The sequence below is a fragment of the Pseudomonas sp. NPDC089918 genome (genome assembly GCF_050280605.1).
In the GTDB taxonomy this organism is placed as follows: Bacteria; Pseudomonadota; Gammaproteobacteria; order Pseudomonadales; family Pseudomonadaceae; genus Aquipseudomonas.
Genome location: NZ_JBNNVP010000014.1, coordinates 1 through 22,300, shown reverse-complemented (window position 1 = coordinate 22,300; position 22,300 = coordinate 1). Strand labels below are relative to the sequence as shown.

The following is a 22,300-nucleotide window of genomic DNA, read 5'->3' as shown; positions in this document are numbered from 1 at the left end:
GTAAGCAAAACGCCGGCTCATGCCGGCGTTTTGCTGTCCGCACCAGATCTTAATGGTTGTAGGCACGCTCATTGTGCTCGGTCAGGTCCAGCCCCATCTCCTCCACCGATTCATCAGCCCGAGCGTGTAGTCAATACCAGTGATTCGAGCGTGCCGAATAGACACTTCTGAGAGTGCCATCGCGAGCTCCTGACAGAGTCAGGGCCGGACACTCATCTCGGTACACAAACTGCTCCAGCAGCAAACCGACTCCGTACGCATCAGAATCCTGGACTTAATCCTGGACTTAAACGCACTGGATGGTGCTGGATTTCAGTGGTTCCCGCCGGAACGAAAAAAGGACCCGAAGGTCCTGATTTCAATCGCTTACAGAATTCAGTGGAGCTCTGTAGCGCAATATTTGGAGCGGGAAACGAGACTCGCATCTGGCGTCCGACCCATTGAAATCAAAGGGGTTTCTTTCATTCCTGAAGTAGGAATGGACTTGATTCTGGACTTGTCTTTCGGGTGTATCAAGAACAAAAGGGGAATTATTCCAAGGTACGCTACCGGGGTATGCCCATCGCCCATTGAAGGGATGGTATCGAAGTTTCAACTCAATTTTATCTGACCCTATCGCGGAATCCGCTACAGACATTGCTCCACCAGTGGATCAGTCATTTCAATTTAACCAGGTTTATCCCGGATTCGGATTGATCAATGATAGCTACATCGATTACTGAGGAGCACCGCAATGAATTCTCTTTTTTCCCAAGTCCAAATCAGTCGCTACACCCTGTCCAACCGCATGGTCATGGCCCCTATGACTCGTTCGCGTTCCGATGAGGCCGGCGTGCCAAGCGAACTGGTGGCGACTTACTACGCACAGCGTGCCAGCGCCGGCCTGATCATCAGTGAAGGCGTGTTCCCCGTTGCGATGGGCAAGGGCTATGTCCGCACCCCAGGCATCGAAACCGCCGAGCAGGTCGCCGCGTGGAAGCAAGTCACCGAGGCCGTGCATGCTCGCGGCGGAAGGATCTTCATGCAGTTGATGCACTGCGGACGCATTTCCCATCCTTCGTTGCTACCCAATGGCGCCCAGCCACAGGCGCCCTCCGCGATCAAACCCGCCGGCCAGACCTGGACCGCGACGGGCCTTGAGGATTTCGTCACCCCCCATGCACTCAGCGTGGTCGAGATTGCCGCGGTCATCGAGGGCTATCGCCAAGCGGCGCGCCTGGCCATCGAGGCCGGTTTCGACGGTGTCGAGGTGCACGCCGCGTCGGGGTATCTGCCGGAACAGTTTCTCTCCACGGGCAGTAATCAGCGCACGGACGAGTACGGTGGATCGGTTGAAAACCGTGTTCGTTTTGTACTGGACGTGCTGGCTGCCATCTCGACAGAAATCGGTGGTGACCGGGTGGGTCTCAAGATCTCTCCTGAGATGAATTTCAACGACATCGTCGATGCCAATCCGCAAGAAACCTACACCTGGCTGGTCGAACAGTTGCACGGGCTGAATCTGGCTTATCTGCACGTTGCCCTGTTTGGCGCCAGCGTCGACTACCACGCGTTGCTGCGTCCACTGTTCGACGGCAGCTACCTGATCGGTGGCGGACTCGATCAGCGCTCCGCCGAAACCCTGATCGCCGAGGGGCGGGCCGACGCTGTCGTGTTTGGTAGTGCCTTCCTTGCCAACCCCGATCTGCCTGAGCGCTTTCGTACAGGCGCCGAGCTTAATGCTCCGGACAAGGACACGTTCTACGCACCGGGCGCGCAAGGGTATATCGATTACCCGGCCATGAGCCCGGCACAGAGCGCCTGAGGAGATTGCCATGACGACCGTCGCACGTTTGCAGCGCATGAATCACGGCAGTCAGTTCCGGGCCTTCAGCCTGCGTGGAAATCAGTTCGCCAAGCCTATCGACCCGTTTCTCGCGGTCGATCATGCCTGGATCAGCGGGCCGACGTTTCCACCGCACCCACATGCCGGTTTCTCAGCCGTGTCCTATCTGTTTCTTGATTCCGAGACCGGAATTGATAACCGCGACGCGCTGGGCAACCGCAACCTGATTAAACCCGGTGGGCTGCACTGGACGGCGGCGGGTAAAGGCGTGGTGCACGAGGAGGTGCCGGCCGAGCCGGGCAAGACGGTGCACATGCTGCAGATTTTCATCAACCTGGCGCAGGAGCGCCAAGCGGACGCTCCGTTTGCGCTCAGTCTCGAAGCGCAGGATGTGCCCGTGGTGCGGTTGCCAGGGGTCAAGGTGCGCGTGCCACTGGGCCGTTTCGCCGAGGTGTCGTCGCCGTTATCGGTGCCCACCGAAGTGACCGTGCTGGACATCTCGCTCGAGGACGGCGCTGAAGTCAGCGTCCCGATCCCCGAAGGTCACGTGGCGTTCGTGATGCCGATTGACGGCGAAGTGTGGGTCAACGGCCTCCCCTTCAATCTCATCGAGCTCACGCTGCCGGTGAATCTTCCGCTGCGTGACGATCGCGCAGTCAGGTTGAGCGCCCCCCAGGGCAATGCCAAAGCCGTGCTGTTTTCTGGCGTCCCGTTGAATCAACCCGTGTATTGGCAAGGACCGCTGGCGCTCGCCTCTCAGCTTGCGCTGACCGAAGCCATTGATGGCTACCAGCGCGGTGCGTTCGGAAAGCTGCAACCTCGTTAACTCAATGTTGACCGAAAAACGCGCCTCCCCTGGCAGGTAAATGACGCTATGACGACAACTACGCCCTCCCCAGCCGCTACCACTCAACAGCGAACATCGCACCGCCCCACATTGCTGCTGATCCTGGCCATCGTCCTTATGGTCGTTGCCTTGTGCGTTGCCTACCTGCTGAAACTGGATAGCGAATCCACCGACGATGCCTATGTCGACGGCAATGTGGTTCAGGTGACCTCCCAAGTCAGCGGTACCGTAACGGCAATCAACGGCGACAACACCGATCATGTCGATAGCAACGCGCCGTTGGTCACATTGAACGCCGTGGACGCCGAAATTCAGTACGAGCGCGCCCAGTCGAACCTCGCTCGCGCAGTACGCCTGGCACGCACTGAATACTACCAGGTCCAGCAACTCCTGGCCGAAGTCGAGCAGCGTCGAAACGACGTGCGCAAGGCTCGGGATGATTTGCGTCGGCGCAACCAACTCGCCGACAGTGGTGCCGTATCTCGTGAAGAGATCAGCCACACCGCCGACGTACTCAAAAACGCAATAGCAGGGCTTGATGGCACCCAACACGCGCTCTCCATTCGGCGCGCGATGGTCGACGACACCACGCTTCGCACTCACCCGGATGTGCTGGTCGCGGCAAGCAACCTGCGTGATGCCTACATCGCCTTGCATCGCACCCAGATCTATTCACCGGTTGCCGGCGTGATCACCAAACGCAGTGTGCAGGTCGGACAAAAAATCAGTCCGGGCGTCGCACTGATGTCGGTGGTGCCGGTTGATCAAGTCTGGGTCAATGCCAATTTCAAGGAATCGCAGATTGAAGATCTGCGTATTGGCCAACCCGTTGAGCTGCGCGCGGATGCCTACAGCCGCAGCGTCATTTTCCACGGAACCATCATCGGCCTGGATGCCGGTACCGGCAGTGCTTTCTCCTTGATGCCGGCCCAAAACGCTACGGGCAACTGGATCAAAGTGACCCAACGGGTGCCGGTAAGGATTGCCTTGCGGCCGCAGGAAATCGCACAAAACCCCTTGCGACTGGGTTTGTCCATGCGGGTTTCAGTCGATACCTCCGATCGCAATGGCCCTGTCCTGAACAAGACCGGTGCACAGCAACCGGTCTACAGCACCGAGATTTTCAAGAACGAACTTCAGGATGCCAATGAAGTGGTGGAACGCGTGATCAGTGCCAATGAGGGCAGTGACCATGACCCCAAAAACCTGAAACTTTGACGGGGGGATCATGTACAGAAAACACGCTGCCTTGTTGTTCACTGTGGGCTTGCTTTGTGCGCTGGAATATTTACAGGCGGGCATGATCGCTTTTGCCAATGCACCGATTCGCGGCGAAATCGAGGCGAGCCCTGAAGAATTCAGCCTGGTGGCCGCCCTGTATGCCTGTATCGCAGTGGTGGTGATTTCAAAACAGCATTGGTTGACGGAGCGCCTGGGCTGGCGCAATTTCATGCTCGGCTCAATCAGCGTATTCGTGCTGGGCGCTTTCGTGTGTGGCGTGAGCAGTGATTTGACCAGCTTCACCGTAGGCCGAGTCGTCATGGCCCTGGGTGGGGCGTCGTTCATGACGTCGGCACGCCTCATGATCAACCTGATTCCCCCAGGCCCGGGCCGGTTCACCGGAATCAAAGTATTTGCCACCGGCCTCGCTGGCGGGACGGCGGCGGCGCCTTTTATCTCGTCGTGGGTGGTGGCCGAAAATACCTGGCACGCCATCTTCTGGATATTGATCGCCGGCGCCCTGGTTGCAGCAGCACTTTGCGTGCGTTTTCTGCCTACCAGCCCTATCCCCGAGGAGGACCGAACCCCCTCAAGCCTGGCAAGCATTCTGTTGTTGTCGGTCAGCAGTTTCTTTCTGCTCTACATTTTGCAGCGGTCCTACTACGACTTTTACAACGACACCTTCATCATCGTCGGTTGCGCACTCTTGGCAGCACTGGGGATGTACACCTTCTTCCACGCCGAACACAACAAGGCCAAGCCCTTCCTGAAGGTCCGGGACTTGATGCAGCCTCGTTACCTCCAGGGTGTGGCGCTGTTTTGCTACGCCTACGTTGTACTGGGCGCCAATAACTACATCTTGCCGTACTTCCTGCAAACGGGACTGGGCTACTCCTGGGACACCATCGGTACATTCCAGGCCATCGGACTGACCGGAACCCTGGCCACCTGGGTCATCATGGCCACTCTCCTTCCAAAGCACCCCGCCCCGAAGAAGTTCTTCATTCTGGGATTCATCGCGCTGGGTGGCTTTGGCTGGCTGCTGTCCTCGCTGACGCCCAGCGCCAACATGTGGTCGAACATTCTGCCGGCATTGATTCTCAATGGCTGCTTTGTGATGTTGGTGATGTCGACCGCGGCCATGCAGACCTTTAGGGATGTGATGCAAGAGGAGAAGCTGTTCGCGCATGCCTATCAGATCAAAAACATGATGGGACAGATCGCCATGGCGATTGGCACCACGGCCGCCACACTGTTTCTGCAATGGCGTACGACCCTGCAATACAACAACCTCAACGTGCACTTCAGCGCCAGCGACACTCTCTATGTGGAGCAGACTCAACAGCTGGCGCAAGCACTGTCATCCGAAGTGGGCTCCACCACTGCGAATCAGATCTCAGTGGCGATGCACGCACAAATGCTGCAGCAGCAATCGACCCTGGTCGCCAGCATGGAATATTTCTGGGTCGTGATCGGCGTGGCGGCGATCGCACTGATCATTTCAGTCACGCAGAAGACCTTTAGATGAACTGGAATACTTTCACCGCTATGAGTGCTTATACGTGATGAACGCCACCTACCCGGAAATCACTATTGTCGGCGGATCCCTTGCCGGCCTCACGCTGGCGCTCGCGTGCGCGGCCAGGGGCGTGCCCGTTCGTGTCGTTGAGCGCTCCGTCGGGCGTGTACACGGTGGCGACAGCCTGAGCATCGATCTCGATGTGGTCGCGGCGACGGTTGGCCATGATCCCCGTGCTGCGCCCATCTTGCCCGTGGTACCCGCCTATCGCGAACTGACGACCTGGCCGGCGCTTTACAGCTGGCTACGGGACCGGGCTGTCGCAACACCCGGCATCGTCCTCGAAGAAGGCAACGCCGTCACCTCGGTCACAGACCTTGGCGATCGGGCACAACTCTCCTTTGCCGACGGAACGCAGAGGGTTGCCGCTGCGGTGATCGGGGCGGACGGATATCGCAGCATTGTTCGCCAGACAATCACGCCCGACGCACCGCTTGCCCGCTACGCCGGTTATCTGGTGTGGCGTGGACTGGTCGAGGAGCGAGCGCTGACGCGTCCCGTCCCCTGGCCATCGGACGGCGGCCTATGGATTGAGTTCGTGGGCGGATATCGTCTGGTTGCTGCGGTACTTCCAGGTCGCGACGGCTCGATGGAGCCAGGTCAGCGTCAAGTCACATTCGCATGGTTCGATGTACATCAGGAGGCATTGCTCCGTCGCACTGGTTGCCTGACTGTCGATGGCCACATCGTGGGCACACTCGGACGCGGGACGATCGATGAAGACGTGAGGTCTGGCTTGGTCGCTCAGGTCCCTCAGGTCTGGCCTGAGATGTGGGCGGAGGCGGTTACTGTCGGCGTGCGCTCAGCGAATGTTTTGAGCGGCGCTCCGATTACCGAGTACAAGCCGCAGCGGTTGGCACGCGGTGCACTGGCCATCATCGGGGATGCTGCCCACGTCGTTTCACCGATGACCGGGCGCGGTTTTTTGACTGGGGTGGAAGATGCGGCGGTGCTGGCCCGGATGCTCGCAGACCGAGGCGCAGACGACCCTATTGCCGCCGTGCTGGCCCGTTATGAAGCAGCACGATTACCCTTCGTCCGCGGGTTGGTCAGCCATTCAAACCGGATCAGTGCCGAATATGTTCACTATGCGGCAGCCAACTGATCTGGGAACAGCCCCGCTGCTCGAAGCGTCATGCGCTTCGAGCAGCGCGATGAGATCGCGGTTTACTGGATGCCGGCACCCAAGGCCGGGAATACGTCGGTGAACAACAAGCCAATCAATTGCTGTCCATTTGGTGTGGACCAATCCTGCCCGATTTCTGCCATGAGCGTATTGGTGGCGGTGAGCACGACGCCAGCATCGTGCATTCGTTGACGAGCGAGCTCTTCGGAAAGATCGCTGGGCGAACCCGAAGCATCCAGCACGGCCTGCACGGCGAAGCCTTCGAGCGCAGCATCGATGGCTGGAAAGATAAGACAAACGTCAGTGGTCACACCGGCCATGATCAGATGCTTGCGCCCAGTGGCAAGTACCGCATTGCGGAAGTCGGCATACTCCCAGGCATTTACCACACCGGGACGCTTGATCCGTGCCGCGTGCGCTTCCGGGAGCACCGCGGCGATTTCCGGAAGAATCGGGCCTTGAGCTTGATCTTCCTGGCTGGACGTAATCACGACCGGCATGTTGAGGATCTTCGCCATCTTGGCCAGCGCAATCGACTGCTTGGCGGCAAAGTCACGGTCGATGTTTTTGATCAGTTGCATCGTGCCGACCTGATGGTCGATCAGCAACAACGCGGCGTTCTCTGCAGTGAATCGTACGTCAGCCATAGTACAAATCCTCGTTTCGTTGGGTTCAAACAAAGGGTAGCGGAGGTCCGCTGAACAGCACGACGTTGGCACTGCCCTGCGGGGCTCTCAACTTGACCTCGCGTGGAGTATCTTGCGCCGGGAACACCGGAAGCTTGAGGTCCTCGCGATTGAAGCGCTGGGCCTCCACCTCCACCGTGCCGTCGATTGGCATGGCAAACATGCAGTGGCCTGCGGCAATAGACACACTCAGCTCGGCACCCTCCTCCAGAGTGATGTCGAGCATCGTTACCTCGGTCGGTGGACTCAGCGGGGAGCGCATCTCACGATAGCTCCCCAACGGCACCCGCACCTTGGCACCTGGCTCCTGCATGACTGGCACATCCTGCGCTTCGAGTATCAGCGGGAACGGAGCGATGTCCCTGTTCGACGGAGCGAGAGCGACGAAGATCTGCAGTCCGTGAACCTTTTTGCCGGTTTCGACCGGTACCTCCTCGTGCACCACGCCACGGCCGGCGGTGGTCCAGTGCAGACCGCCCGGTTGAATCACATTCTGAGTGCCGATCGAGTCACGGTTGGCCATCCCTGTCTCGGAATCGGGAAGCAGGTAGGACACCGCCGAAATGCCGACATGCTGGTGTGGCGCAAAGGTCGGCGCATCCATCCAGTAGTGGTCGACCCCGATGAAGGGGGAGATCAACGCTGGTTCGGTGCGCAGACCGTAACCGTGGAAATGGCCGCCGAGGTTGGCGCGACTAAGCTGGGCGATAACAAAAGACATGACGGCAGCCTCTGGCACTAGGGGTATCGTTCTCATCGTGCATAGGGTGCGAAAAACGCCTCAAACGCGGCCAGCAATGCCTCCGGGTGTTCTTCCGCCGGATAGTGACCGCAATCCGGAATGACCACGGATTCGACATTCGATGCGACCGTGCGCAACTCGGCTTCAACGCTGTCGCCACAGGCAAGCGCACCCGAAAATGCCAACACCGGTAAGGTCAGGCGCGTTGCTTTGCGCTGTTGGTTCTGTGGAATCGACTGATCGATTGCGCGGTAATAGTCGAAGCTGGCCCGCAGGGCTTGTGGATCGCGCTTGAGTTGTTCGATGTAGAAGTCGATCGCGTAACGAGGTACCGCCTCTGGCGACCCTGCTTTCGTCGCGAACTGGTGACCGAAGTAGAGTTCTTCGCGACCACTGACCAGTTGCTCGTTGATGCCCAGCGCCCGATTGAAGTTGAAATGCCAGAGAAAATCACTGAGCCAGCGCTGCTCAGGCAGCAAAGGCGGAGAGTCCGATAAGCCTGGAATAAGCGCCTCGCCCAGCGCAATGCGCTCGATTCGGGCGGGTTGATCGTGTGCCATGGCATAACCGGTCCACATGCCGATGTCATGGCCGGCCATGGCAAAAGACTCATGCCCCAAGGCGTCCATTAGCGCAAACATGTCTTGGGCCAAGGTCCTTGAGTCATAACCCTCCTGCGCTTTTTCCGAGAGCCCGACACCCCGCGGATCGACAGCGATCACGGTGAACGTGCGAGCCAGCGGCTGCATCAGGTAACGCCACGCAAACCAGTTTTGCGGCCAGCCCCCAAGCAGTAGCAACGGCTTGCCCTGCCCGCCAATGACGGCGTGCAGTTTCACGCCGTTGGCCGCGATCTCGTAGCTTTCGAAGACGTCAGTAAAACCGGTTGGCAGCTTGGGTACGTCGTGCACGGAGCCGAAGCCGCTCAGCGTTTTGAAGTGTTCCTTTTGCAGCATCCCAAAGCCCGCCTGATTGATCTAATCACCAGACCATAAATGAGGCACCAGAGACTGACTAGACAGGAAAATCACCAAGGACTGTTGTGCTGATGCACCAATCACGGCGCAAGGGCCAAGACTGGCGCCCCTGCTTCGCAGATGTGGCCAATAGACCAGGCTTAAAAACGCACGACCGCCTGGAGCCAGAGTCGCTCGCCGCGGGCCCGGTTTTCGACAAGCGTTTCATGCTGCCACTTCATCAGTACGCCAAATTTGGGGGTTTGATATTTCACAACAGGGCCATAAGCAACGACTTGACCTCGATTGCCGTCCTCCCACACCGACTCACCGTGACGCTCATCATCGCTCACCTGCTTGTACAAATACCCACTGACCCCAACCTGCCAATTTTTGTTCAAGCTGTAGCCAAGATGATAGTCAGCATTAATCTCGCGCCCCGACCGGTAATCAGTCGCACGATTTTTGTCGTTTATCATGTAGAGAATCTTGGCGCTTATCTCCACCTCGTCTATCGGGTTCGCCGTGAAGGAGTACCACGGCGAGTAGGACCACACGTTGGTTCCCACATTGAACAGCCGATCCTTGTCATACGAAGCGGTGGGTGCATAAAAATCCACACCCAGCATCTGATGGAAACGTGGAGAACTCCAACCCAGAAACAGTGGAGTAAACGCCAGATCGGCGAAGCCTTCATCCTTGCCACTGTTGCGGACACGCCCTTGGGGCGTTTCGGTATAAAAACTCACCTGCCCTTTTATGTAGGGCAAGGCTGCACGACTGGCCAGTGTTGCGCCCCATAAGGTGTAGTCGGAATAAACGTAGTCCAGGCATACCGCGAGTGACTGGTAACTGAGGTTGAAGTCCTCAATCCCGGCCATGCTGCGCCCATAGGCCCCCTTTAGTTCAGTCGACTCGTAAGCAGAACTGTAAAAAAAGGTGGTTAACCCTGGTGGTGGCATTCGCCCAGCCAATACGGTGTCAAGACCAAGTGGGTAAGCAGTTCCGTTGTTTTCGGTAGCGTGAGTTTGGGCACACGTCAGCAGCATGGCCGCCGTGCAGAGCAAGGGAGAACGTTTGCTGAGCCGCAAAGTTTTTACGCGCAACATAAGGATGATCTCGTATGGATTATTATTTTGATTACGAAGATTCATGCGAACAAACAGAACAAACAGAACAACAGGGCCTGCCTCTAAGGGGTGTTTATTATTTGCAAGGCAATAGAGCCCCTCCTTGTTTCAGGCAGACCAGTTGAATAATCAAACTTAATGTCAGGTAGAGTTACCAGGCAGTGGTACCACCATCGACCCGAATATCAGTACCCGTAATGAAAGAGCTTTCATCAGAGGCCAGGAATAAAGCAGTGGCCGCAACTTCTTCGGGCTTACCCAAACGCCCCAGCATCACTTTGCCCACCATCGTTTCAGCCCACTCGGGATCCTGCAGCAACGGGATTGTTTGCTTGGACTCAATCAACCCAGGGGAAATGCTGTTGGCGCGCAAGCCATGGACCCGGCCTTCCAGCGCCAGTTGGCGAGTCATGGAAAGCACGGCTCCTTTGGCCGCGCTGTGCGCGATTCCGGGGAGCATGCGGTAGGTCGACCATGCCGAAACCGACGCTGTGTTAATGATGGAAGCACCCGGGGACTTGATTAACTCCGGCCAGGCGGCACGCACGAGATGGAAAACCAGATTCAGTTCCTGATCGATTGTTCGATGCCAGTCCTCGTTTGATATCTGATCAATCCAACCAAAATAGGCCATCGCCGCATTATTGAATAACACATCGACGCGCCCAAACTCCGACACCGCCAATTCAACTAGCCGGGTGCAGTTGGCGGGGTCCGTCAAGTCACAATTGTTTAATGAGACCATCTCCCCACCCATGGACTTCACGGCATCAACTGTCTCCTGAGCCGCCTCATGATAGATGTCACACCCCACTACTTTGGCGCCTTGTAGCGCGAACATTAACGCAGCCGCGCGCCCCATTGACCCGCCAGTGCCTGTAATAATGCAAACTTTACCCTGCAGACGATGACTCATAAGCACTCCGTTATTCTTGCTTGTTTTTATAAGAACAGATCTTGCAGTAACACACCCGATCAGTCGTGGTGGTTAATGAGTTGCCGAACTGTAGGTAGACCACTACCTATTGACTAGGCACGAAAATCACCAAGGACTGTTGCGCTCACGCTCCAATCACGGTGAAAGGGTCTAAAAGGGAAATGACAGGCAGGGTTAGAAATTCAAAATGCGATTATATTCCGGCTCTAACCACTCCGGTTTTTCGGCGTACAACGTACGTGTTAACTCTTTGATGAGTTCTACGACGCTATCGTTATCATCAAGGCGGTAACTCATGATCAACGGTGAGACCGCTTCTTTGTCGCTTACAAGTCGATAAACCAGCTCACGTCTGAGGTGGCGAGCCGAGGCGGGAATGATGCAATAACCCGACTCCGCGGACGCCAATCCTAACGCTGTCTGAAGATCGCCTACTGCGTGTACCTCCGAGGGTTCGCCACCCTTCGCTCTGATCATGTTCAACACCTGATCAGCGAAGCTTGGATGGAATCGGGAGGGATAAACAATGATCGGCCAGCCACCCAGTTCAGCTAGTGAAACAGGGGTAGATATGGAAGCAAGCTCAAAGGCCGGTGCTATGGCAGCCATAAGGCGCTCCTCTCTGAGCACTATTCGATCGACCTCGGCTGCCTCCGTGTGGATGCGTCCAAACCCTACATCGATCTTCCTTTCCCGTAGCGCAACCATCTGTTCACCAGATGTCATTTCCTCCCATTTCACGTCCAGGTCCGGCCGAACTCTTCGCAAACGGCGAATAATCGTCGGGAGGGCACCATACAAGGCCGAGGCAACGAAACCGATCGTGATCGTCTGACGTGTGCCCAAGGCCGTCTGACGAGCATTTGCCGTCATCTGTTCGAATTTGCCAACGAGTGCTATGGCATCTTCATAGAATCGCTGACCGGCCGGGGTCAGCTGAATGGGGCGTGTCTCACGAAGGAATAGTTGAAAACCCAACTCTTCCTCGAGCAGATGGATCTGCTTGCTAAGTGACGGCTGCGCGACGTGCAGCGACTGCGCTGCCTTGGTGAAATTCCGTGTTCTTGCCACCGCGATAAAACGCTTGATTTGACGGATATCCATGACGGCCTTTCTACCAGGGAGGTTCCCTAGTATAGCCGCGAGGCTATGTTGCATAGGGACAAAGTCTTGGACGCTGCGCATCAAAGTTGCGAAAAATGGCCCACCAATAATCACAATAGAAAGGTGACTCAATGGACCGCAAGCATGCGCTACGTGTAGCCATCGTGGGTGGAGGAATTGCCGGGACTGCCCTGGCACTAGGCCTGATAAAAAAGGGAATGACACACGTCAAGCTGTTTGAAGTCGCCCCCGCTTTCGGTGAAATCGGCGCCGGCGTTTCTTTTGGCGCCAATGCTGTACAGGCTATCAAGCAGCTCGGTATCGGTGAGGACTACCATGAAATTGCCGACAGCACTTCTGCCCCCTGGCAGGACGTCTGGTTCGAGTGGCGTCATGCGCACGATGCCTCACTGATAGGTACCAGCGTTGCGCCGGGCGTAGGGCAATCATCTGTCCATCGCGCCGACTTCATCGATCTGTTGGCCAAGCGCCTACCGCAAGGCATTGCGTCGTTGGGCAGGCAAGTCGTCGGCTATGAAGAAAACAATAACGAAGTATCACTGAAATTTTCCGACGGCAGCTCCTACCCAGCGGACGTTGTCATTGCCGCAGACGGAATCAAATCAGCCCTGCGTAATCCCCTGCTTGCTGCTGCTGGCCATTCAGCCGTAAAGCCGCGCTTCACCGGCACGTCAGCGTTCAGGGGATTGGTGGAAACGGCGGTACTCCGTGATGCTTATCGTGCGGCAGCACTGGATGAGCACTTACTCAACGTGCCTCAGATGTACCTGAGCGAAGACGCCCACGTCCTGACGTTTCCCGTTAAAAAGGGGCGTCTGATCAACATCGTTGCCTTTGTGTCCGACCGCCATGTCGAACATCCCTCCTGGCCGGCCGACATGCCATGGGTGAAAGCGGCTTCGAAAGAGCAAATGCTGAACAGTTTTGAAAGCTCAGGGCTTGCCGTAAAAACGCTACTTCAATGCATTGAAAACCCGACGCTTTGGGCCCTTCACGATGTGGAGCCGTTACCCACTTATGTCCACGGGCGAGTAGCACTCATTGGCGACGCGGCGCACGCGATGCTGCCACACCAGGGTGCTGGCGCAGGCCAGGGCCTCGAAGATGCTTACTTCCTGGCAGAGTTGCTTTCGAACGAGGCGGCTTCAGCGGCGGATGTACCCGCACTGCTGGCGGCCTACGATGAGGTCCGACGCGAGCGTGCCTCGCGCGTTCAGCGCACGTCCTGGGAAGCCGGTGAGTTGTACGAATACAAGAACCCAACCGTTGGTCGCGATTCCCGGAAATTGAAGGACGCGTTGGAACAGCGCCTAGATTGGGTTTGGCAACATAGTCTGGACGATGAAGTGAAAAAAGCCCTGACACTCTGCTAAACGCGTTTTTCTCGCCCCTTCTGCCAGGTCAATCGTTCCAGATTGACCTGATACGTCACCCATTGAATACCGACATAATCAAGCGCCGCAGCCAGACACTTCTCGGCGCTTCGTGAAAACGCGCATGCCAGTACTGCTTGAGGTCGTAGCGTGGAATGTCCACGGGAGGCTCGACCATTCGCACGTTCAGATTATGCGTGTACATGTTGGCGACGGTGCGTGGCAACACCACGATCAAATCGGAGCGTTCGATGATCGATGGCACACTCATGTAGTGAGAAGTCTGCAGCACGATGTTGCGGTGGATACCTGCTTTGGTCAGGTGGGCTTCGAACATTTCCTGGCGTCGACTGCCATCACGTACCTGCAGATGCTCCAGCCTGATGAAGTCTTCCAGGGACAGTTGCTCCCCCGCCAGCGGGTGATCGAGGCGGATCAGACAAACCAGGTCATGAGAGAACAACCGCTGCTGATAGATGTTGGGGGTTGTGAGGTCGGGAAAATAGCCAAGCACCGCATCGACCCGGCCTTCATGCAGGTTCTCCACAAGCTCATCAGGTGCCAGACTGACAGTTCGAATGCGGGTATTCGGTGCCGCGCTGCGCAGGCTCTGGAATAGCGCAGGTAGAAAGACCACTTCACCCACTTCGCTCAGGCAAAAGACGAACTCCTGGTCGCTGGTAGCAGGGTCGAAGGTCGGGCCGCTGAGGATGTCCCGGTCGATTATTTCGATCACTTCGCGGGTGCGCTCAATGATGCCTTGCGCCCGTGGCGTCGCCTCCATCACGTTACCCGAGCGAATGAACAGTGGGTCCCCCAGTGAGTGACGCAGGCGAGCCAGTGCCGCACTGGTTGCGGGCTGGCTCATGCCTAGCCGCTTCGCCGCCGAGGTGACATTGCCGGTTTCATAAACGGCTAGCAGGACGCGGAGCAGGTTGAGGTCGGTGCGCATTGGTATAACAAAACCAGATAGTTTGAATAATTAGAATTGGCTTCCTTTATTTAAAGCGCTTGGCGACGATCACGTCCAGATAAAAAAAATAAAAGGTAGCCGCATGAACCCTGACAACGCCCGAATTGGCGAGATCATCGACAGCGCGAAGATCTCGCCATACCAGATCGTCATCCTTGCCTTGTGCTTCCTCATCGTCCTGGTGGATGGTTTCGATACCGCAGCCATTGGTTACATCGCCCCGTCGCTGCGCGAAGAATGGGGTCTGTTGCCTGCCCAGTTGTCACCGGTTTTCGGGACAGGGCTGTTCGGTCTGATGGTCGGCAGCCTGATACTGGGGCCATTCGCCGATGCCATCGGGCGCAAAAGCGTTTTACTGATTTCAGTGCTGGTGTTTGGTCTCGCCACCCTGGCCAGCGCCTACACCCAATCGATCGAGTCGCTTACGATTCTGCGCTTCATCACCGGCATCGGCCTGGGTGGTGCGATGCCGGCGTGCATTGCCTTGAGCGCCGAATACTCCCCCGCCCGCCGACGCATGATCATGGTGACCTTGAGCTGGAGTGGCTTCACGGCGGGTCTTGCCTTGGGCGGCATGCTCGCAGCACACATGATTCCTGCATTCGGCTGGCGTTCTGTGCTGGTGCTCGGTGGCGTCATGCCGCTGGCGCTACTGCCACTGTTGGCTTGGCTAATGCCTGAGTCGGTTCGGTTTATGGCGTCTTCGGGCAAGCACGCCGACGCCTTGCGTCGGGTGGTCGAACGCATCACCCGAAAGAGCTGGAGCGGTGTAACGATCCTCGATGACGAGCGCCCGGCCCAGGTCAGGTCGCCGATCTCGCACCTGTTCATCGACGGCCGATTGGTCCGAACATTGCTGCTGTGGGTGACCTTCTTCTGCTCGCTCTTTGTGTTTTATCTGCTGACCAGCTGGCTGCCGACCCTGCTCAAAGAGGCCGGCTACGATATCGCTTACGCTTCGCGTATTGGCGCCATGGTGCCGCTGGGCGGTACTGTCGGCGCCATTCTCATGGCCCTGCTGATGGATCGCGTCGGCCCCTACCCTGTACTGACGTTCTCGTACTCGGTGACGGCTGTGGTCATTGCCGTCACGGGCTATCTGATGGGGGATCCCTATCAATTGGCTGCCATGGTATTTCTCATCGGCTTCGGTGTAGCCGGTGCGCAAAACGGACTCAACCTGGTGTCAGCCACCTTGTACCCCACCGCCGCCCGGGTGACCGGGGTGAGTTGGGCAATGGCCCTCGGCCGCTGCGGTTCAATTGTCGGCTCGACGCTGGGCGCCTGGTTTATCTCCACCGCGGGCACATCACAGGTCTTCTTCCATTGGCTGGCAGTTCCTGTGTTGATCGGCGCAACATCCATTGGTGGTCTTTATTGGCTCAGCACTCGACGGAACCCGACAGTCAAGCCTGCTCAAGTTGCTCACGCAGAAACTCAATGAAACGTTGAGTTTTTGCAGGCAAAAGACGGGTTTCAGTGAGGGCATACACCGGGATCGGATTGGCCTGCCATTGGGGCAGTACCGGTTGCAGCAAGCCAGTGCGCAGATCGTCCGCGGCAATGCCTTCAGGTAGCAGCGCTATCCCCAGATCCAGTGTCGCCAATCGCCGAAGCATCCCGACGCTATTCAATTGAAACCGTCCTCCCACCTCGACCTCAACCACTTCGCCTGAATGGGAAAGCTGCCACTTGCCAGCTTTTCGCAGGCGCAAGCATTCGTGGTTTACCAGCTCGGACGGATCGCTGGGTTCTCCATTGAGTTCCAGATAACGAGGCGAGGCGTACAAACGACGAGAGAGGCTCGCCAGCTTGCGTGCAATCAGATTCGAGTCTGCCGGTTCGCCCATGCGGATGACCACATCGACGGGTTCGCTGACCAGGTCGACCTGGCGCGGCGTGAGGTCGAATTCAAAGCTGATGCCGGGGTACCGTCGGGCGAATTCAGCAATGAGCGGTGCCAGGTAAATGTTGGCGAAATCCACCGGCAGTGACGCGCGCAAAAGGCCGCTTGGATGCGCGAGCATTTCACCCAGCTGCTCGTGCGCCAGCCGCGCCTCGTCAACGATTCGCTTGCACCGGTCAAAGTACAACTGCCCCGCCTCGGTCAATTCGATCTTGCGCGTGGTGCGATTTAACAGTCTCAAGCCAATGGCCTTTTCAAGCCCGCTGATGCGTCGCGACAAGGTCGAATTCGGCATCGCCATCGCTTCTGCGGCTTTGCGAAAACTGTGGGCTTTGACGACCTCGACGAACAACGCCATGTCGTTCAGAAGTTCCATGTTGATTGCTCCATCAGTGGATCAGTCATTTCAATTGTAGCTAGTTTATCCCGCATCCAGTTTGATCAATGATGGTTACATCAGCCTTTGCCGTTAACGGTTGCTCAACGGCCCCCGCAGGAGAGCGTCACTGCATGAAAGACCTTAATGACCTTTATTACTTCGTACTGGTGGTCAAACATGGAGGTTTCTCGGCAGCGGCACGGGCAACGGGCATTGAAAAAACGTTGCTCAGTCGTCATATCGCGGATCTTGAATTGCGAATGGGGGCCAGGCTGTTACATCGCACAACGCGCCAGGTTTCGCTGACCGAAGCCGGCCATCATTTCTTTACGCTCAGCCAACCCGTTGTCGAGGGTGCGCATACCGCCTATGAAAGCGTGGAGCATCTTCGACGGGAACCCGTCGGGTTGGTACGGTTGAGCTGTCCTCAGGTGATGGCGCAGAGTTATTTAGCTCCCCTGCTGCCTGGGTACATGGAAAAGTATCCGAAGGTGCGGCTTGAGTTGAATGCTGTAGATCGAGAGGTCGACCTCTTTGAAGAGCGCTTTGACGTGGCCTTGCGATCGCGTGCCCGGATTGAAGAAACGGCCGGGTTGGTCGCAAAGGAATTAGGGGCAACCAGGCAGATTCTGGTCGCAAGCCCGCGCTTTCTCGATCGTGTCGGGCGACCTGCCACGATCCAGGCCCTGTCGGACATCGAGACGCTTTCTCGTCCTGGTGACATCCATGACGGCGTCGGCCGATGGTTCCTCAGCAGTTCGTCAGGTGAGGAGCTGCTGGTCAGCCATCAGCCACGTCTGATCTTCGATGATCTACGCATGCAACTGGAGGCCGCCGTCAATGGATTGGGCGTCGCGTTGTTGCCGGAACCCATAGCTGCAGCCTCTGTTCGCGCGAAGGCCCTGGAAGTCGTTATCCCCTCCTGGACCGGTGCAACGCATATCATCCATCTGCTCTACCCCAAACCGAAAGGGATGTTGCCATCCGTTCGCAGCTTGATCGATTACCTGAGCCTCCATTTACCCCAAAGCATCCAGGAACGAAGCATCACCATTGAGCGAGTCGCTTGATAAAGGGACAAGCGCCCCGCGCGTTCATGTTTTGAGGTCAGGGAAGATGGCTGCGGCTTGTTGAGAACGACTATTGCCAGGCTGATTGTTGGCTGCGCAGTACCTGACCGACCATTTCTCTCAACCACTTGTTCTGAGGGTCTCGGTGAAATCGGTCATGCCAGTACAGATCAATCTCGAACGAGGGTATTTGCAGGGGCAGAGGGTGTATGACGAGAGGATAAAAGCGCGCCAGGGTTTTACCCAGGGAAATGGGCAGCGTCCATATCATGTCGGTATCCAACAGCAAGTGCGGAGCGGACAAGAACTGAGGGGTGCGCATTTTAATGCAGTCTCTGCCGCCCGCATCGACCAAAGCACGCTCCAGTGCCTGGTGACCGCCACCACCTGACTCCACCAACAAATGCTCACTGGCGACAAAGGCTTCGAGGCTCAAGCCGCGATGTGCCAAGGGGTGGTCTTTGCGCATGGCGCAGACGTAGTACTGAGAAATAACAGGCGTACGGTGAATGTCAGTCTGAAGGGTCGGCAAAAAGCCGAGCGCCAGGTCGATTCTGCCAGTGGACAGGCCATTGAGCGTCTCATCCATCCCACCCACGACGGTGTGTATCCGAGCTTGAGGTGCAACCCTGGACAATTCGCTCAAGATGGGCGGCAAACAAACGACCTCGCCAATGTCGCGCATTCTAAAGACGAATGATTTTTCGCAATTTTTCGGATCAAACACCGGCATTTGGCTTCCTGCCTCCCTGACCATCGCAAGGGAGGCCAACAGTCGCGGCGCGATATGGACACAAAACGGCGTCGGCTCCATTCGGCGACCGACCAGCGTAAACAACCTGTCTCCATAATCGTTTCGCAACCGCTTGAGCGAACCGCTGACGGCAGCCTGCGTAACACCCAGATTCTGCGCCGCAATGGAGGCTGAGTGGTCTCGCCACAACGCCTCAAAGGTATAGAGCAGATTCAAATCCTTCATCGAAATGCCTTGACTGAAATTCGCAAACCAAAACACTGCACTCGCCAGCAAAGCGGCGTGGGCTTCGACCGGCGAGTGCAGCTCAACTGGCACTCATGTATGGTTATGCAGACGCTTGGATAACATTACCAGCAGATACGCTGCTGAACAGGGGCGAAATATCAATGTGAATTCGATAATCATTGATCAATCGGGAAGCATTGAAGTGAACAACGACACAACAAGGAACATTGATAATCGTGCCGTCATGCTGGGTGTAATAGGTATCAAAACGCATGATTGTCGTGTTGCCCTCGCTCCACACGCCTTGAAGAATGTGTTCCAGCGAGGCTATTTGGGTAAAAAATGACTCAATCGCCGCCCTGACACCCTCTTTCCCCACTACTTCCGGGGAATTGCCAAACCGAAACACGACGTCATCGGTCAGATAACTCAAAAAACCTTCGACCGACATCCGATCGACACTTTCAAACATACCTGTCAATTCATGGTTCATTGCACGCCTCATTTCTTGTTTTTGTTTTTTCATTTCTGGTCGCTGCGGTGAATCTTATGCCGCTTTGCTGACCTTGTTACGGATGGCTTGCAGGGTGGATCGTACGGCGCTCAGGTAGGACGTCTGCATGCCGGTTGAGAACTCGACTTCCTTCTCGCTGCCCGCCGGTACGCCCGGCAGGGAGAAATCGAAGGAGAAGCGCAGGAACAGTTCGCCATCCTCTTCCTCGATGACGTTCTTGATCAGACCACGGGCATTACCGGAGAGGCGCACGAACTCGACTTGCTGCTCTTCAGTAAGAAGGACCATTTCCTGAAGGCGCTCACCGTAAAGCACCACTTCGCGGATAAAGGTATTGCCCTGGTCCTCAACGACATTACATTCGGTAATGGCATCAACGAACGGCACCGCATTGCGAGCCTTGCTCACCAACCCTTCCCATACCTGGCTGCGGTTCAGGTTCACACCGCCCGACTCCTCAGGGGCATTGACTTTCAAGCGACGACTTACATTGATCATGGGGGTACTCCGGGGTTTCAGGTTCAAAAGTGACCGACTCCCTGTCGAGCGTCAGGGACAGTCTGTCAGGGGGTCTCAAACGGTGAGATAACCACCGTCTACGGCCATTGCCGTACCGGTCACAAAACTGGCGTCATCGGACAGCAGCCATAGCGCAGCCTTGGCGATTTCTTCCGGTTTTCCGAAACGACCGATAGGGTGTCGTTCGCGCAATGCAGCGAACTGTTTGGCAAAATTGGGCTCTTCGCTCGCACGCACGATCATTGGCGTTTCGATGATCCCTGGCATGATTGCGTTGACCCGGATGTTGAGGGTGCCATAGTCGACGGCCGCAGCCTTGGTCAAACCGACCACTCCATGCTTGGCAGCGATATAGTCCGAGGCAGCGGCAATCGCTACCGAGCCCAGGGACGAAGCGGTGTTCACGATGGCGCCACCGCCACTGTTCAACATGGCCCGGATCTGATGCTTCATGCAGTAGAAAACACCGGTCAGGTCGATACGGATAATGCGATCCCACGCCGCAGACGAAATTTCATGCAGAGGCAAATTGCTTTGCTCGACCCCTGCATTGTTGAACGCGCCATGCAGACGGCCAAATCGAGTGACGACATCATCGACTGCTGCGGCCACAGCGTCTTCGTCGGTAACGTCGCAGATGATTGAATAAGCCTTGCCACCGGCAGCCGTGACAGCGCTGGCGGTTTCTTCGATGCCTAGGGCATCGCGATCAAGCAGCACAACTCTGGCGCCCGCTTTGGCAAAAGCCAGTGCGGAAGCACGGCCAATACCGCCTGAGGCGCCAGTGACAATGATGTTCCGGTCGTCAAGGTTGCTCATATCCACACTCTCGTTTTGTAATGCCACTTACTGTATTTACCGGGGCAACGATCGGGAATCCCGTAAAACCACCAAAGACTGTTGCGTTGTTGCACCAATTAGCGGCGGGTCAAATCCAGCGCCACATCGACGATCATGTCCTCTTGCCCACCGACCATTTTTCGCCGACCCAATTCGACCAGGATGTCGACGGTACGCAACCCGTAGCGCTGGGCAGCCGCTTCGGCATGGCGAAGAAAGCTGGAGTAAACGCCTGCATAACCCAGCGCCAGCGTCTCGCGATCAACACCCACTGGACGGTCCTGAAGGGGGGCGATGTCATCGGCGACATCCATCAGGGTGTAAAGATCGGTGCCATGGTTCCAGCCCATTTGCTCGGCAGCGGCGATGAACACCTCCAATGGTGTGTTGCCTGCACCGGCCCCCATTCCAGCCAGACTGGCGTCAACGCGATCACAACCCTGACCACCGCGACGATGGAGTTGGCAACGCCCAAGCTCAGGTTGTGGTGGGCATGGATACCCGTCTTCGCATGGAGGGCGAGAACATTTTTCAACGCCCGGAATCAGTCGCGCACGTCGCCCATATTCAGCCCCCCCGGAGTCGACCACATAGATGCAGTTAGCACCGTAGCTTTCCATCAGCTTGCCCTGCTGCCCCACCCCTTGGGAGGGCTACATATGGCTCATCATCAAGAAGCCAACCACATCCATGTCCAGCTTTCGTGCGTATCCGTTGGTCCTACGCCCACTTCCATTGAAAATCGGGGTGGCTTGTAGCCGCAGAGCGATAGCTTCAGTGATATGAAAGGACAGAAGAAAAAATCGGAGCCGGACTCGCCGGCCCCATTCCTTTCAGTCAATCAGACTAATAAGGTTGAAAACCTATTACACGCTCAAACACAGATACTTGATTTCCAGATAGTCTTCGATGCCGTACTTGGAGCCTTCACGGCCCAGGCCCGAGGCCTTGATGCCGCCGAACGGCGCGACTTCGTTGGAGATCAACCCCGTGTTGACGCCGACCATGCCGTATTCCAGGGCTTCCGCCACGCGGAATACACGGCCCAGGTCGCGAGCATAGAAGTACGAAGCCAGACCGAACTCGGTGTCGTTGGACATCGCGATCACCTCGGCTTCGTCTTTGAAGCGGAACAGTGGAGCCAGTGGGCCGAAGGTTTCTTCCTTGGCCACGGCAGCGTTGTTCGGCACGTTGGTCAGGATGGTCGGTTCGAAGAAGTTACCTTCCATCGACTTGCCGCCGGACAGCACGGTGGCGCCTTTGGAAACGGCGTCAGCAATGTGCTCTTGCACCTTGGCCACGGCTTTTTCGTCGATCAGCGGGCCAGTGGTGGTGCCTGCTTCCAGACCGTTACCGATCTTGAGCTTGGCCACAGCCACTTTCAGCTTCTCGGCGAACGCATCGTAGACCGAATCCTGAATGTACAGGCGGTTGGCGCAGACGCAGGTCTGACCGTTGTTGCGGTATTTGGAAATGATCGCGCCTTCGACGGCCTTATCCAGGTCTGCGTCGTCGCTGGCCAGCCCAACTCCACCGGCGAACCCAGCAGGTAAGGATGGCGCCCACCGGC

Annotated in this window: 21 protein-coding genes and 1 pseudogene; 8 read left to right on the top strand and 14 right to left on the bottom strand. The window is 56.9% G+C overall.

Annotated elements, in window-relative coordinates; genetic code table 11:
• Nucleotides 1–733 precede the first annotated feature (733 nt).
• Genes ACQKPC_RS12315 through ACQKPC_RS12295 form a run of 5 tightly spaced genes read left to right on the top strand, consistent with a single transcriptional unit; the run spans nucleotide 734 to nucleotide 6,577 of the window.
• Nucleotides 734–1,804, top strand: coding sequence for an alkene reductase (locus ACQKPC_RS12315; protein WP_427624796.1), 1,071 nt, complete (start codon nucleotides 734–736; stop codon nucleotides 1,802–1,804).
• A gap of 10 nt (nucleotides 1,805–1,814) precedes the next feature.
• Nucleotides 1,815–2,651, top strand: a complete 837-nt coding sequence (locus ACQKPC_RS12310; protein ID WP_427624795.1) for a pirin family protein — start codon at nucleotides 1,815–1,817, stop codon at nucleotides 2,649–2,651.
• 48 nt (nucleotides 2,652–2,699) lie between these two features.
• Nucleotides 2,700–3,890 carry an efflux RND transporter periplasmic adaptor subunit gene (locus ACQKPC_RS12305; RefSeq protein WP_427624793.1) on the top strand — a complete coding sequence of 397 codons (1,191 nt, stop codon included), beginning with the start codon at nucleotides 2,700–2,702 and terminating at the stop codon, nucleotides 3,888–3,890.
• Between the two features lie 10 nt (nucleotides 3,891–3,900).
• The gene (locus ACQKPC_RS12300; RefSeq protein ID WP_427624792.1) at nucleotides 3,901–5,421 is read left to right on the top strand and encodes an MFS transporter; all 1,521 of its coding nucleotides are present in this window, start codon (nucleotides 3,901–3,903) and stop codon (nucleotides 5,419–5,421) included.
• Between the two features lie 37 nt (nucleotides 5,422–5,458).
• The gene (locus ACQKPC_RS12295) at nucleotides 5,459–6,577 is read left to right on the top strand and encodes an FAD-dependent monooxygenase (protein ID WP_427624791.1); all 1,119 of its coding nucleotides are present in this window, start codon (nucleotides 5,459–5,461) and stop codon (nucleotides 6,575–6,577) included.
• A 62-nt stretch (nucleotides 6,578–6,639) separates the two neighbouring features.
• Here ACQKPC_RS12295 and ACQKPC_RS12290 read toward each other — a convergent pair whose 3' ends face one another.
• From ACQKPC_RS12290 to ACQKPC_RS12265, 6 genes are all read right to left on the bottom strand, one after another.
• Nucleotides 6,640–7,245, bottom strand: coding sequence for an isochorismatase family protein (locus ACQKPC_RS12290; RefSeq protein ID WP_427624790.1), 606 nt, complete (start codon nucleotides 7,243–7,245; stop codon nucleotides 6,640–6,642).
• Nucleotides 7,246–7,270: 25 nt separating this feature from the next.
• Nucleotides 7,271–8,005 (bottom strand): pirin family protein, encoded by a 735-nt coding sequence (locus ACQKPC_RS12285; RefSeq protein WP_427624789.1) that lies wholly within the window; start codon nucleotides 8,003–8,005, stop codon nucleotides 7,271–7,273.
• A 32-nt stretch (nucleotides 8,006–8,037) separates the two neighbouring features.
• Entirely contained in the window at nucleotides 8,038–8,982 is a 945-nt protein-coding gene (locus tag ACQKPC_RS12280) for an alpha/beta fold hydrolase (protein ID WP_427624788.1), read from the bottom strand.
• 161 nt (nucleotides 8,983–9,143) lie between these two features.
• Nucleotides 9,144–10,091, bottom strand: coding sequence for a SphA family protein (locus tag ACQKPC_RS12275; RefSeq protein WP_427624936.1), 948 nt, complete (start codon nucleotides 10,089–10,091; stop codon nucleotides 9,144–9,146).
• Nucleotides 10,092–10,263: 172 nt separating this feature from the next.
• Nucleotides 10,264–11,028, bottom strand: coding sequence for an SDR family NAD(P)-dependent oxidoreductase (locus ACQKPC_RS12270; protein WP_192408465.1), 765 nt, complete (start codon nucleotides 11,026–11,028; stop codon nucleotides 10,264–10,266).
• Nucleotides 11,029–11,223: 195 nt separating this feature from the next.
• The gene (locus tag ACQKPC_RS12265) at nucleotides 11,224–12,153 is read right to left on the bottom strand and encodes a LysR family transcriptional regulator (RefSeq protein WP_427624786.1); all 930 of its coding nucleotides are present in this window, start codon (nucleotides 12,151–12,153) and stop codon (nucleotides 11,224–11,226) included.
• Between the two features lie 131 nt (nucleotides 12,154–12,284).
• Between ACQKPC_RS12265 and salA the strand changes: the two genes are divergently transcribed.
• A complete protein-coding gene (salA, locus tag ACQKPC_RS12260; RefSeq protein WP_427624785.1) occupies nucleotides 12,285–13,547 on the top strand; it encodes a salicylate 1-monooxygenase in 1,263 nt (420 codons plus the stop codon).
• Between the two features lie 55 nt (nucleotides 13,548–13,602).
• Here salA and ACQKPC_RS12255 read toward each other — a convergent pair whose 3' ends face one another.
• Nucleotides 13,603–14,499 carry a LysR family transcriptional regulator gene (locus ACQKPC_RS12255; protein WP_427624784.1) on the bottom strand — a complete coding sequence of 299 codons (897 nt, stop codon included), beginning with the start codon at nucleotides 14,497–14,499 and terminating at the stop codon, nucleotides 13,603–13,605.
• Between the two features lie 103 nt (nucleotides 14,500–14,602).
• On the opposite strand from ACQKPC_RS12255, the gene ACQKPC_RS12250 reads away from it, so the two are divergent.
• Complete coding sequence (locus ACQKPC_RS12250; RefSeq protein ID WP_427624783.1) at nucleotides 14,603–15,964, top strand: MFS transporter; 1,362 nt, start codon at nucleotides 14,603–14,605, stop codon at nucleotides 15,962–15,964.
• On the opposite strand, the gene ACQKPC_RS12245 is transcribed toward ACQKPC_RS12250, so the two are convergent.
• Nucleotides 15,927–16,802 carry a LysR family transcriptional regulator gene (locus tag ACQKPC_RS12245; protein WP_192408460.1) on the bottom strand — a complete coding sequence of 292 codons (876 nt, stop codon included), beginning with the start codon at nucleotides 16,800–16,802 and terminating at the stop codon, nucleotides 15,927–15,929. The two genes, ACQKPC_RS12250 and ACQKPC_RS12245, sit on opposite strands and share 38 nt — an antisense overlap.
• 134 nt (nucleotides 16,803–16,936) lie before the next feature.
• On the opposite strand from ACQKPC_RS12245, the gene ACQKPC_RS12240 reads away from it, so the two are divergent.
• Nucleotides 16,937–17,875, top strand: a complete 939-nt coding sequence (locus ACQKPC_RS12240) for a LysR family transcriptional regulator (RefSeq protein ID WP_008157133.1) — start codon at nucleotides 16,937–16,939, stop codon at nucleotides 17,873–17,875.
• Nucleotides 17,876–17,945: 70 nt separating this feature from the next.
• Here ACQKPC_RS12240 and ACQKPC_RS12235 read toward each other — a convergent pair whose 3' ends face one another.
• The 6 genes and pseudogenes from ACQKPC_RS12235 to ACQKPC_RS12210 all read right to left on the bottom strand — a co-directional run.
• On the bottom strand, nucleotides 17,946–18,854 hold the full coding sequence (locus tag ACQKPC_RS12235) for a LysR family transcriptional regulator (RefSeq protein WP_007970773.1): 909 nt from the start codon (nucleotides 18,852–18,854) through the stop codon (nucleotides 17,946–17,948).
• 103 nt (nucleotides 18,855–18,957) lie between these two features.
• A complete protein-coding gene (locus ACQKPC_RS12230) occupies nucleotides 18,958–19,350 on the bottom strand; it encodes a nuclear transport factor 2 family protein (RefSeq protein ID WP_427624781.1) in 393 nt (130 codons plus the stop codon).
• Between the two features lie 54 nt (nucleotides 19,351–19,404).
• Nucleotides 19,405–19,869: an SRPBCC family protein gene (locus ACQKPC_RS12225; RefSeq protein WP_008049901.1), complete on the bottom strand. Its 465-nt coding sequence runs from the start codon at nucleotides 19,867–19,869 to the stop codon at nucleotides 19,405–19,407.
• Nucleotides 19,870–19,944: 75 nt separating this feature from the next.
• Nucleotides 19,945–20,709, bottom strand: a complete 765-nt coding sequence (locus ACQKPC_RS12220) for an SDR family oxidoreductase (RefSeq protein ID WP_007985675.1) — start codon at nucleotides 20,707–20,709, stop codon at nucleotides 19,945–19,947.
• Between the two features lie 98 nt (nucleotides 20,710–20,807).
• A pseudogene (gene dmpG / locus ACQKPC_RS12215) lies at nucleotides 20,808–21,455 on the bottom strand (4-hydroxy-2-oxovalerate aldolase); the annotation flags it as partial.
• 141 nt (nucleotides 21,456–21,596) lie between these two features.
• Nucleotides 21,597–22,300: aldehyde dehydrogenase family protein (locus tag ACQKPC_RS12210; RefSeq protein WP_427624779.1), on the bottom strand; the 704-nt coding region annotated here is incomplete at its 5' end.